The 12,118-nt window shown below is 64.0% G+C and carries 13 protein-coding genes and 1 tRNA gene; 10 read left to right on the forward strand and 4 right to left on the reverse strand.

The genetic code is table 11. The annotated features are described in order from the left end of the window. Positions 1-57: 57 nt before the first annotated feature. The gene (locus U5A89_RS13510; protein WP_338161599.1) at positions 58-1,062 is read left to right on the forward strand and encodes a GNAT family N-acetyltransferase; all 1,005 of its coding nucleotides are present in this window, start codon (positions 58-60) and stop codon (positions 1,060-1,062) included. 27 nt (positions 1,063-1,089) lie between these two features. Continuing rightward, positions 1,090-1,377 (forward strand): phosphopantetheine-binding protein, encoded by a 288-nt coding sequence (locus U5A89_RS13515; protein WP_338161600.1) that lies wholly within the window; start codon positions 1,090-1,092, stop codon positions 1,375-1,377. A 26-nt stretch (positions 1,378-1,403) separates the two neighbouring features. Here U5A89_RS13515 and trxB read toward each other — a convergent pair whose 3' ends face one another. Continuing rightward, on the reverse strand, positions 1,404-2,378 hold the full coding sequence (gene trxB, locus U5A89_RS13520) for a thioredoxin-disulfide reductase (protein ID WP_338161601.1): 975 nt from the start codon (positions 2,376-2,378) through the stop codon (positions 1,404-1,406). A gap of 204 nt (positions 2,379-2,582) precedes the next feature. Between trxB and U5A89_RS13525 the strand changes: the two genes are divergently transcribed. From U5A89_RS13525 to U5A89_RS13560, 8 genes are all read left to right on the forward strand, one after another. After that, complete coding sequence (locus U5A89_RS13525; RefSeq protein WP_338161602.1) at positions 2,583-3,500, forward strand: YihY/virulence factor BrkB family protein; 918 nt, start codon at positions 2,583-2,585, stop codon at positions 3,498-3,500. Positions 3,501-3,562: 62 nt separating this feature from the next. Further along, positions 3,563-3,638: transfer RNA gene (locus U5A89_RS13530), tRNA-Trp, on the forward strand. 172 nt (positions 3,639-3,810) lie between these two features. Then, positions 3,811-4,017, forward strand: a complete 207-nt coding sequence (secE, locus tag U5A89_RS13535) for a preprotein translocase subunit SecE (RefSeq protein ID WP_338161603.1) — start codon at positions 3,811-3,813, stop codon at positions 4,015-4,017. An 82-nt stretch (positions 4,018-4,099) separates the two neighbouring features. Further along, positions 4,100-4,636, forward strand: a complete 537-nt coding sequence (nusG, locus tag U5A89_RS13540) for a transcription termination/antitermination protein NusG (RefSeq protein WP_338161604.1) — start codon at positions 4,100-4,102, stop codon at positions 4,634-4,636. 205 nt (positions 4,637-4,841) lie between these two features. Beyond that, complete coding sequence (gene rplK, locus U5A89_RS13545; protein ID WP_338161605.1) at positions 4,842-5,273, forward strand: 50S ribosomal protein L11; 432 nt, start codon at positions 4,842-4,844, stop codon at positions 5,271-5,273. Positions 5,274-5,277: 4 nt separating this feature from the next. Then, positions 5,278-5,976, forward strand: a complete 699-nt coding sequence (rplA, locus tag U5A89_RS13550; RefSeq protein WP_338161606.1) for a 50S ribosomal protein L1 — start codon at positions 5,278-5,280, stop codon at positions 5,974-5,976. A 305-nt stretch (positions 5,977-6,281) separates the two neighbouring features. After that, complete coding sequence (locus U5A89_RS13555; RefSeq protein ID WP_338161607.1) at positions 6,282-8,072, forward strand: DEAD/DEAH box helicase; 1,791 nt, start codon at positions 6,282-6,284, stop codon at positions 8,070-8,072. A 67-nt stretch (positions 8,073-8,139) separates the two neighbouring features. Beyond that, a complete protein-coding gene (locus U5A89_RS13560; protein WP_338161608.1) occupies positions 8,140-9,696 on the forward strand; it encodes a cryptochrome/photolyase family protein in 1,557 nt (518 codons plus the stop codon). Between the two features lie 13 nt (positions 9,697-9,709). Here the strand turns inward: U5A89_RS13560 and ybaL are convergent, their stop codons facing one another. The 3 genes from ybaL to U5A89_RS13575 form a co-directional block, all read right to left on the reverse strand. After that, the gene (gene ybaL / locus U5A89_RS13565; RefSeq protein WP_338161609.1) at positions 9,710-11,347 is read right to left on the reverse strand and encodes a YbaL family putative K(+) efflux transporter; all 1,638 of its coding nucleotides are present in this window, start codon (positions 11,345-11,347) and stop codon (positions 9,710-9,712) included. Positions 11,348-11,414: 67 nt separating this feature from the next. Beyond that, entirely contained in the window at positions 11,415-11,543 is a 129-nt protein-coding gene (locus tag U5A89_RS13570) for a hypothetical protein (RefSeq protein WP_338161610.1), read from the reverse strand. 56 nt (positions 11,544-11,599) lie between these two features. Further along, complete coding sequence (locus U5A89_RS13575; protein ID WP_338161611.1) at positions 11,600-11,995, reverse strand: hypothetical protein; 396 nt, start codon at positions 11,993-11,995, stop codon at positions 11,600-11,602. Between the last annotated feature and the right edge of the window lie 123 nt (positions 11,996-12,118).

A 12,118-nucleotide genomic window follows, 5' to 3' on the forward strand; every position in this document is an offset into this window, starting at 1 on the left:
ACTTTTCTCCTATGCAGCGCGGTGGTTTTGTGTCGGGGTTGGGGCGGAGATAGTCGGTTGCTGGCGCCAAGGGAATATCAGACGATCGATGAAGCGCGGCAGGCCTTGGCCGGTCGGCTCGATCGCGCCTGCGCCCCGGCCCTGTTCGACCGGATCGACTGGTTCGCCAGCCTGCACGATCATTGCCTGGCCGACCAGCCCGTCCATATCCTCCACGCGCAGGACGGAGAGGCGCAAGCCTGGCTCTTCCTGCGTTCCCCCGCGCCGCGCCGCGCCAGCGCCCTTGCCAACTGGTATAGTTTTGCCTGGGCGCCGATCTTCATCGGCGCGCCTGATGTGCAGACGCAGCAACGATTGCTCGACGCCCTCGCCCGTCCCCTGCTCGCCCGCTACGCTCATATCGATCTCTATCCGCTGGAGGATGCTGCGCCGCTGATGGCTGCATTGCGCCGTGTCGGCTGGTTCGTGGTGCAACGGCCGATGGGCGGCCGTTATCTGCTACCGGTCGAAGGGCGCAGCTTTGCCGACTATTGGGCCTCGCGCCCCGGCAAGCTGCGCAATCTGGTCAAGCGCAAGGGGCGCGGCACGCCCTTCACCCTGTCGATAGACACGCGCCTGACGGACGATCTGTGGCGCGACTATGTCGCTGTACATGATCGCAGTTGGAAAGCGCCCGAACCCGGCCTGGATTTCCTGCGCGATCTGGCGGAGCGGGAAAGCGCGGCAGGCACATTGCGGCTGGGCTTTGCGCGAACCGAGGGCCGCGCGGTGGCCACCCAGTTGTGGACCGTCGAACATGGCGTCGCCCTGATCCACAAGCTTAGCCATGACAGCGCCTTTGACCGCGCCTCCCCCGGCACATTGCTCAGCCATGCGATGTTCGAACGGGCGATCGACGGGGATCGGGTGCGCCTGATCGACTATGGCACGGGCGACAATGCGTACAAGACCGACTGGATGGACCGCCGCATCCCGCTCTATCAGGTCGATGCCTTCAATCCGCGCTTCGCCTCCGCCTGGTTGCCCGCCGCGCGCACCGCCATTTCCGCGCTTGTAGGTTAAGCCGCGACCCACTAGTTAGACGCCGTTATGCAGGCGCAAAATTCTCAGCCGGTCGACCGGACAATCGATGTGGACAGCATGATGCGGGCGCTGCTGCGCGACACGCTCAGCCTGACGCAGACCCAGGTCGACGCGTTCGACGCGGACACCCCCCTGTTCGGCGCGCTGCCGGAACTGGATTCCATGGCGGTGGCGGGCCTGCTGACCGAAATCGAGGACCGCTTCGACATCCTGATCGAGGATGACGATATCGACGGCGACACATTCGAAACCTTCGGTTCGCTGGTCGCTTTCGCGCGAGGCAAGCTGGCCTAGCGCTTAGCCTGTTCCCCGGCGCAGGGTTAAGCGTCCACCCCGGCTTCCACCACCGCCTCGAAATCCTGTTCCGCCAGGAACTTCTCGACATCCAGCGCGGCCATGCAGCCCATGCCCGCCGCCGTCACGGCCTGACGATAGATTTTGTCGGTGACGTCGCCCGCCGCGAAGACGCCGGGGATGGCCGTATGGGTCGTGCCCTTCTCCACCAGCAGATAGCCTTCGTCGGTCGGCAGTTTGCCGGTGAACAATTCGGTCGCGGGGTGATGGCCGATCGCCACGAAGCCACCATCGGTCGGCTCATGCGACTTTTCGCCCGTTACCGTATCGATCAGGTCCACGCCGACCAACCCTTCGGGCGTACCGCCGCCCACAAAGCGCTCCACCGCCTTGTTCCACAGCACCTTGATGTGCGGATGGGCGTGCAGCCGCTGCTGCAATATCTTTTCCGCACGCAGCGAATCGCGGCGGTGGATCAGCGTCACGTCATGGCTGTGATTGGTCAGGTACAGCGCTTCCTCAACCGCGGTATTCCCGCCGCCGATCACCACGACCTTCTTGCCGCGATAGAAAAAGCCGTCGCAAGTGGCGCATGCGGACACGCCCTTGCCCTGCAAATGCTCCTCGCCCTCGACGCCCAGCCACTTGGCCTGCGCGCCGGTGCAGATGACCAGCGTGTCCGCGACATAGAGCGTACCGCCGTCGCCACGCAACTTGAAGGGGCGTTCGGACAGGTCGACATCGACGATCTGGTCGTACATCATCTGCGCGCCGACATGTTCGGCCTGCGACTGCATCTGCTCCATCAGCCATGGTCCCTGGATCACGTCCTTGAAGCCGGGATAATTTTCGACATCGGTCGTGATGGTCAACTGCCCGCCCGGCTGCATCCCCTGCACCACGATCGGCGCCAGACCCGCGCGCGCGCCATAGATGGCGGCGGACAGGCCAGCGGGGCCGGAACCGAGGATCAACATGCGGGTGCTGTGCGTGGCGGTCATATCAGGCTTTCAAACTGCGATTCGGGTGGGCCAGAGAGATAGGCCGTGGCGACGCACAGGCAAGTGATGCTTTTGCTTGGGCAGGTGGAAGAAGGGCTGCCAGCACACGCCTCCCATTACAAGTCTGCGCTCCGCAGCCATCCGTCCGCAGGGAACCCCCTCGCCCTTCACGCGCTTGCCTTAGCATAATAGCAGGGGTTCTGAATGAAGCAGCCAATCGCGCAGCAGGTGCATGTCGATGCACCATGGAAGATCCCGCCACGTGCATGGTGGGAGATATTGAAGCGCGTCTATGCCGCGCTGTCGGCCAATCATATCGGGCTGTTGGCGGCGGGCGTGGCCTATTACGCCTTTCTGTCGATCGCGCCGCTGCTGGCGGCTGTCGTGCTCACATACGGCTTGGTCGGCGATCCTGCGATCGTCAGTCGGCATATGCAGGCGATCATAACCGTGGTCCCGGCCGACGCCGCCGGGCTGATCAACGACCAGCTGCTGGGCGTCGTCAGCACCCGCAAGCCCGCGATCGGTTTCGGGCTGCTGCTGGCACTGGCGATCGCCGTCTATGGCGCGACGCGCGCAGCCTCGGCGATCATGGAGGCACTCAACATCGTCTATGGGCAGAAGGAAGGCCGCAATATCCTCCGCTTCTACCGCACGTCGATGGGCATCACCTTTTCGGCCGTGCTGGTCGTGGTGGCGGGCGTGTTCACTGCGACGATCATCGGCCTGTTACAGGATTTCCTGACCAATTGGGGACCGGGCGTGCTGTTCGCCATCAAGGCGGCGACCTGGCTATGCGCAGGATTGCTGGCTAGCGTCATCTTCGGCCTCATCTATCGCTTCGGCCCCAATCGCCGCTACGCCCAATGGCAATGGCTGACGGTCGGGTCGGTGTCCGCGACCCTGTTCTGGCTGGTCGCGACGCTGGGCGTGTCCTTCTACGTGTCCACCTTCGGCAACTACAACAAGACCTACGGCTCGCTGGGCGCGGTGGTGGTACTGCAGCTCTGGCTGTTCGTATCGGCCTATATCGTGCTGCTGGGCGCGCAGATCAACGCGGAGGCGGAGCGGCAGACCAGCGCCGATACCAGCGTTCCCAAGCCAATCGAACAAGCCGCATAATCGCCCTTGCCCTCCTGTCATCCCCACGCTAAAGCGCCCTCCTTCGCTGGCTAGGCCAGTGCAGGAGTGTAGCTCAGTTGGTAGAGCGTCGGTCTCCAAAACCGAATGCCGTGGGTTCGAGTCCCTCCACTCCTGCCAAGCGAACTGGCCGCCAACCCTTGCATAGGCAGGGGTTGGCGGCTAAGTGCGCCAAGCGAATTTGGTCGCGGAGCAAGTGACCGCACCCCCGGACGCCGACTAGGGCGGGATCGGGAGGGCGGACTGTTGCTTCGCGAATTGGCGTTGGTTTCAAGAAGTGCAGAGGCAGGCGATGGCGAAGGTTTCCCCCGGCGAATTCGTCAATCAGGTCCAGGTCGAAGGCAAGAAGATCGTGTGGCCCACGGGTCGCGAAACGATCATGACCGGTGTGATGGTCGTCATCATGACGACGCTGCTGGGCCTGTTCTTCTTTGGCATCGACACCTTCTTCGGCGCGATCGTCCAGTGGCTGCTGGGTGTTGCGGCGGGCCGGGCATAACGGATTTTTTGGTGCGGTTGGGCCAGTATGCGGGCATGTCCCGGTCTGGTCAGTCGCTCTGATGGGAGTTTAAGACGGTAACATGGCGCGCTGGTACATCATCCACGCCTATTCGGGCTTCGAGAACAAGGTCAAGGAATTGATCCTGTCCGAAGCCGAGCGCATGGGCCTCTCCCAGTTGGTCGAACAGGTCGAAGTGCCTGTCGAAACCGTGACCGAGGTCAAGCGTGGCAAGAAGGTGCAGGTCGAGCGCAAGTTCATGCCCGGCTACGTTCTCGCCAAGCTGGCGATGAACGACGACATCTATCATCTGATCAAGAACACCCCGAAGGTGACGGGTTTTCTGGGATCGATGGGCAAGCCGCAGGCGATCAGCGAAACCGAAGCTGCGCGCTATTTCGGCGCCCGCAAGGAAGCCGAAGCCGCGCCCAAGCACAAGGTCAGCGTCGATTACGAAATCGGCGACGCGGTCAAGGTATTGGACGGTCCCTTCGCCAGCTTCAACGGCGTGGTCGAGGAACTGGATTTCGAAAAGAACCGGGTCAAGGTGTCGGTGTCGATCTTCGGTCGCGCCACCCCTGTCGAACTGGATTTCGAGCAGGTAGAGCTTTCCAAATAAGGAAAGCTGGTGTTCCGGCGCAGGCCGGGATCCATATTCTGGGTGCAGCGCAAGCCGCCCTGAGCTCCGGCCTTCGCCGGAGCACAAAGGAATTTCCGGGCGACCGGAAATGCTAGGCGGGAGGAAGTTTGCGCTTCCGGTTGAACCGCTAAACTTGAACCGGGCGGATCGCTTGCGAACCCGCCCAGCAACAGAGTGAGTGACAATGGCCAAGAAGATTACGGGCTATATCAAGCTCCAGGTGCCCGCTGGAGCCGCCAACCCCTCGCCGCCGATCGGTCCGGCGCTGGGTCAGCGCGGTGTGAACATCATGGAATTCTGCAAGGCGTTCAACGCGTCGACGGACAAGATGGAAAAGGGCACGCCGCTGCCGACCATCATCACCGTCTATGCCGACCGCAGCTTCACCTTCACCACGAAGCAGCCGCCCGCCACCTATCTGATCAAGAAGGCGATCAACCTGAAGTCGGGTTCCAAGGAACCGGGCAAGATCGTCGCCGGCAAGATCACCCGCGCCCAGCTCGCCGAAGTCGCACAGGCCAAGATGGCCGATCTGAACGCGAACGACATCGACGCTGCAACGAAGATCATCGAAGGCTCCGCTCGCGCGATGGGCCTCGACGTGGTGGAGGGCTAAGACCATGGCAAAGCTGACCAAGAAGGCGAAGGCTCTGGCCACCGCGGTTGACCGCGAAAAGCTGCACGGCGTTGACGAAGCGCTGGGCCTGATCAAGACCCATGCGACCGCCAAGTTCGACGAAAGCGTCGAAATCGCGATCAACCTGGGCGTCGATCCCCGTCACGCCGACCAGATGGTCCGCGGCGTCGTCACCCTGCCCGCTGGCACCGGCAAGGACGTTCGCGTCGCCGTGTTCGCCCGCAACGACAAGGCGCAGCAGGCGCTCGACGCCGGCGCCGACATCGTGGGCGCCGAAGACCTGCTGGAATTGATCCAGGCCGGCAACATCGATTTCCAGCGCGTCATCGCGACGCCGGACATGATGGGCCTGGTCGGTCGCCTGGGTAAGGTGCTTGGCCCCAAGGGTCTGATGCCGAACCCAAAGCTCGGCACCGTCACGCCGAACGTCGCCGAAGCTGTGAAGGCCGCCAAGGGTGGTCAGATCGAATTCCGCGTCGAAAAGGCCGGTATCATCCATGCGGGCCTGGGCAAGTCGAGCTTCTCGGCCGAAGATCTTCGCAAGAATTTCGACGCATTCGTCGATGCGATCGTGAAGGCCAAGCCGACCGGTTCGAAGGGCAAGTATGTCCGCAAGATCGCCCTGTCGTCCTCGATGGGTCCGGGCGTGAAGGTCGACGTAGCGGAAGTCGCCGCGGTCTGATTTTCATGCTATAGCATTAAGGCAAGCCTCCTTTCCCCGGGAACGCGGGAAGGAGGCTTTCTTATTTGGGGATAGCCGTCAATCGACGCGTCCCAAAGCCGTTCGGGCTGAGCCTTTCGAAGCCGCTTTCTTAAGCAAGAAGTGTGGCCCTTCGACAGGCTCAGGGCGAACGGAGGTTGGTTTACAACCTAGAATCAGGGCGTGTGACCTGCCGCCCTGGGCTCCTGCATTCGCAGGAGCACTGAAGGTCTTGTTGTATCCGTCGGAAGAAGGCGGGTCGCTTTATCCGATGGAAAAACAATAATATGGCATTTGAAACGCTCCACCCCCTCCTCGCCCAGGCGTTGACCACCAAGGGCTATGAAGCCCTGACCCCCGTCCAGTCCGAAGTGACGCAGGAGGAAGCCTTCGGCCGCGACCTGATCGTGTCGGCGCAGACCGGTTCGGGCAAGACCGTCGCTTTCGGCCTCGCCATGGCGAGCGAATTGCTGGGCGACGCCGATCGCCTGCCCCCGCCCGCCTGGCCGCTGGCGCTGGTGATCGCGCCGACGCGCGAACTGGCGTTGCAGGTCAGCCGCGAGTTGGAATGGCTCTATGCCGGCGCCCGCGCCCGCATCGCCACCTGCGTTGGCGGCATGGACGCGGCCAAGGAACGCCGCGCCCTGGCGCAGGGCGCGCATATCGTCGTCGGCACGCCTGGCCGTCTGCGCGACCATCTGGAACGCGGCGCGCTCGACCTGTCGGCGCTCAAGACCGCCGTGCTGGACGAAGCCGACGAAATGCTGGACATGGGCTTCCGTGAAGATCTGGAAGGCATTCTCGACGCCACGCCGGAAGGCCGCCGCACGCTGCTGTTTTCGGCCACCATGCCAAAGCCGATCGTGCAGCTGGCCCGCCGCTATCAGAAGGACGCGTTCCAGATCACGTCCGCCGCCGGTGAGCGCGGCCATGGCGACATCAGCTATCAGGCGATGACCGTTGCGCCTGCCGACATCGAAAATGCGGTGGTGAACCTGCTGCGCTATCATGAGGCGGAAACGGCGATCCTGTTCTGCGCCACGCGCGACAATGTCCGCCACCTCCACGCCAGCCTGACCGAGCGCGGCTTTGCCGCCGTCGCGCTGTCAGGCGAGCATAGCCAGAATGAACGCAACCATGCGCTGCAAGCGCTGCGCGACAAGCGGGCGCGGGTCTGCGTGGCGACGGACGTCGCGGCGCGCGGCATTGATCTGCCCACGCTGACGCTGGTGGTCCATGTCGAACTGCCGCGCGACGCGGAGACGATGCAGCATCGGTCGGGTCGCACGGGGCGCGCGGGCAAGAAGGGCACCGCCGTGCTGATCGTGCCCTATCCCCGTCGCCGCCGCGTCGAATTGATGCTGCGCGGGGCGAAGATCCCCGTCGAATGGACGACGGCGCCATCCAAGGAAGCCATCGCCCAGCAGGATGCCGAACGGCTGCGCGCGCAACTGCTCGCTCCTGCCGAACTGGAAGAGTCCGACTGGACGCTGGGCGCCGAATTGCTGGAGGCCAAGAGCGCCAAGGAAATCGCCGCCATGCTGGTGCGCAGCGCCCGCGCCGCCATGCCCGCGCCCGAGGAACTGCTGGACGCCAGCGAAGCCCCCGCGCGTCGCGACGGGCCGCGCCCGGGGTTCGAGGATACCCAGTGGTTCCGCATGAATATCGGCCGCACGCAAAATGCCGATCCGCGCTGGATCCTGCCGCTGATCTGCCGTCGCGGCCATGTGTCGCGCGGGGATATCGGCGCGATCCGCATCACCACCAACGAAACGATGTTCGAAATCCCCAAGGCGATTTCGGCCAAGTTCCTCGCCGCCGTCCGTCGTTCGGGCGAAGCGGGTGACGAAGGCGCGGACGTGATGTTCGATCCCGTCGACGGCGCACCGCGCGTCGAAGCACGGGAAAATCGCAAGCAGCTCCGCCCCGCCAATGGCGACCGTCCCAACCGCAGTGGCCCGCCCCGTGGCGGCCCCGGCGCCGGTTCGCGTGGTGGCGGCGCCCCGCACAGCCCCCGCCCCTTCAAGGGCGCTGGCGCCGGTGGCCCGCGCAAGGGGCCGCCCCGCTCGCGCGGATGATCCGATAAACGTCATTGCCCTTTAGGGCAGCTGGCAACCCGATGGGCGCGCCGTTCATTCCACTGGAATGACCGACGCGCCCATTTTGATTCCGGTGCTGGGCGACCAGCTAAGCCCCGACATCGCAGCCCTGCGTGCGGTCGACAACACGCGCGGCATCGTGTTGATGATGGAGGTGGCGGATGAAACCACCTATGTCCGCCACCATAAGGCGAAGATCGCCTTCGTCCTCTCCGCCATGCGGCACCATGCCGACAGGCTGCGGGCGCTCGGCTGGACGGTCGATTATGTGCGGCTGGACGACCCCGACAATCAAGGCAGCTTCACCGCCGAAGTCGCCCGTGCGATAGAGCGACATCGTCCCTGCGCCATCCATGTGACCGAAGCGGGCGAATGGCGGGTGCGCGCCATGCTGGAGGCGTGGGAGACGCGCTTTGCCCTGCCCGTCACCATCCATGAGGATGATCGCTTCCTTTGTTCCCATGCGGAATTCGACACATGGGCGGCTGCGCGCAAGCAGATGCGGATGGAATTCTTCTACCGCGACATGCGCCGCAAGACCGGCCTGCTGATGGTGCCGGATGGCGCGCCAGAGGGCGGCCAGTGGAATTATGACGCGGACAATCGCAAGCCTGCGCCCCAGCGCGACCTGCTCATGCCGCAACCCCTGCGTTTCAGCCCGGACGCGATCACGCAAGAGGTGCTGGCGATGGTCGCGACCCGCTTCGCCGATCATATCGGCAGCCTCGATCATTTCGCCTTCGCCGTGACGCCGCAGGATGCCGAACGGCAAAAGCAGCATTTCCTGGACGAAGCGCTACCGCGCTTTGGCGACTATCAGGATGCGATGCTGACCGACGAGCCGTTCCTGTGGCATTCGGTCCTGTCCCCCTATATCAATATCGGCCTGCTCGATCCGCTGGCGCTGTGTCAGGCTGTCGATGCGCACTATCGCGCGGGCAAGGTGCCGCTCAATTGCGCCGAAGGCTTCATTCGCCAGATCATCGGCTGGCGCGAATATGTCCGCGGCGTCTACTGGCATGAAGGGCCGGACTATGGACAGCGCAACGCACTCGATGCCCGGCGCGACCTGCCGGACTTCTACTGGTCGGGGGAGACGGACATGCGCTGCATGGCCCAGGCGATCGGCCAGACGATCGACTATAGCTATGCGCATCATATCCAGCGGCTGATGATCACCGGCAACTTCGCCCTTATCGCGGGCATCGACCCGCATCAGGTGCATATCTGGTATCTGGAAGTCTATGCCGATGCCTATGAATGGGTCGAGCTGCCCAATACGCTGGGCATGGCGCTATTCGCCGATGGCGGACTGCTCGGGTCGAAACCCTATGCGGCGAGCGGCGCCTATATCAACCGCATGTCCGATTATTGCCGACGCTGCCGCTATGACGTGAAGCAACGTGTGGGCGACGACGCCTGCCCGTTCAACGCGCTCTATTGGGATTTTCTGGCACGCAACGAACGGATGCTGGGGCGCAACCCGCGCATGGCGCTGCCCTATCGCAACTGGAACCGGATGGCGCAGGAAGATCGCGCCGCCATTGAGGCGGAGGCGGCGCAGTTCCTGAACCGGATGACCGGGACCAGCGAACCGGATTAAGTGCGCCTGCCTCCTACCCCGCCCCACAGAGCGTCAGCATCCGCCCCGCCAGTTCGCGTTCGCCCATGACGATATGGGGCACGCCCAGCCTTTCCAGATGCGCAACCTCCGCATCCGAATGGGCGCGGGCGATGACCTGCAACCTGTCGTTCAGGTGGCGCGCATGTTCGTGGATCGCGCCACCTTCGAAGCCTTCGGGCACCGCGATCAGCAGGTGGCGCGCATGGCTGATCCCCGCTGCGATCAGATGCTTGTCCTCCAGCGCATTGCCGCGAACGACCGATAGGCCGTCTTCCGCGGCTTCCTCCGCCCGTTCCGCATCGCCTTCGATCACGACGAAATGCACGGCGCGTTCGGTCAGCCTGGTCGCGATCAGCTTCCCTACCCGGCCATAGCCGACCAGGATGACATGGCCGATGCGCGGCCGGTCCGGCGCCTTTGTCGATGCCTCTTCCTCATCGTCATCCTTCTTATGTTCCCGCACGATCAGCGAGAAGAGAATGGGATTGAGGAAGATCGACACCAGCGCGCCCGCCAGGATCAGGTCGCGCGCATCGGCGGGCAATACGCCCAGCCCCGTGCCCAACGACGCCAATATGAAGGAAAATTCGCCGATCTGCGCCAGGCTCGCGGCGATGGTGAGCGCAGTGACATTGGCATGGCCGAAGGCGCGCACAATGCCCCACGCCGCGATCGATTTCCCCACGACGATGATCAGCACCGTCGCCAGCAGCGGCAGCGGATGCTCCAGCACGATCGCCGGGTTGAACAGCATCCCCACCGACACGAAGAACAGCACCGCAAAAGCGTCGCGCAGCGGCAGCGTTTCTTCCGTCGCACGGCGGCTGAGCGGCGTTTCGCCCAAAATCATGCCCGCAAAGAACGCGCCCAGCGCAAAGGATACGTCGAACGCCAGCGCCGCGCCGAACGCGACGCCCAGGGCGATGGCGAGCACCGCCAGGCGGAACAGCTCCCGCGATCCGGTATGGACGACCCAGTGGAGCGCCCAGGGGATGACACGGCGCCCCACGATCAGCATGACTGCGACGAACCCTGCCACCTTGAGCAGCGTGCCCAGCAGCGGCGCGATCAACGCCGCCGCCCCGCCGCCGCCATCGGCATTGTTGAGGACGCCAGCCAGCGCGGGCAACAGCACCAGCGCCAGGACCATCACTAGATCCTCCACGATCAACCAGCCGATCGCGATCCGCCCGCGTCGCGTCTCCACCAGGTCCGCCCCCTGCAACGCGCGCAGCAGCACTACCGTGCTGGCGACCGACAGTGCCAGGCCGAAGACGATACCGCCCATCAACCCCCAGCCCATAAAATAGGCCAGCCCCATCCCCAGCAGCGTCGCCACCGCGATCTGAACGATGGCGCCGGGGACCGCGATACTCTTGACCGACAGAAGATCCTTCAGCGAAAAATGCAGGCCGACGCCGAACATCAGCAAGATGACGCCGATCTCGGCCAGTTCGTTCGCCAGGCCTGCATCGGCGACGAAGCCGGGCGTGAAGGGGCCGACCAATATGCCCGCGACCAGATAGCCGACGAGCGGGGACAATTTGAGGCGATGGGCGATCGCCCCCATGATGAAGGCGACGACGAGACCGGCGACGATGGTGCCGATCAGGGGCGTATGGTGGGGCATGAGTCCCTTTCGCAACGCTGATCCCGGTGACGCGGGCGAAACCGCGTCGCCGGGCAGAGTAACAGGATTATTCGACGACGGTCATCATCATCACCGACAAGGTGGCGGCGGCGACGGCCAGACCGGACATGACGGCGGGCATGAACCACCAAGGTGGGCGGCGACGCGTGCGTCGCGCAGTCTTTCTGCGAGCCATGCTAGTGCTCCTTCTTCCGACGAAAGCCCGCCAAGTACGGGCGGAGGTGCGAATCGTCAGGCGATGGAAGGCGGTGCGCGGGCGCTACGCGTGCGCGCGGGTCTTATAAAGGGCAGGACAGAAGCATGATCGCCCGCCCAACCGGTTAAGATGACGACCCGCAGGGCCGTCAGGACTGCGGCCAATGCAAAGGCAATGATCAGTGGCGGCGCACCCCCGCCGTCCGGTTGCGGCGCTTCCACGACCTGCTGTGCGGACTGGGTGCGCGCCTTCAGCACGACGTCGGTAGTGGCGGGATTGAAGGCGGAACCGGTGGCGCGGCTGAGCGGTGGTCCCAGCGGCGCCAGCGCAGACAGCAGGGTGACCAGGATCAGCGTCCACAGGGCGGCATGGATCGGCAGGCGCAGAAATGCGCCCTTTTCGCTCCACCATGGCCCCGTGCCTTTGCCCATCAGCCGGACTGCTCCTCTATCTCGGCCCTTTATATGCCCCAGAAGATAGGCATCAAAAAGCCCGAAAACCACCCCCGTCCCGCACCGCCATTGGTTGACAGGCGCGAGTCATTCCACTAACGG

The organism is Sphingobium sp. HWE2-09, assembly GCF_035989265.1.
In the GTDB taxonomy this organism is placed as follows: domain Bacteria; phylum Pseudomonadota; class Alphaproteobacteria; order Sphingomonadales; family Sphingomonadaceae; genus Sphingobium.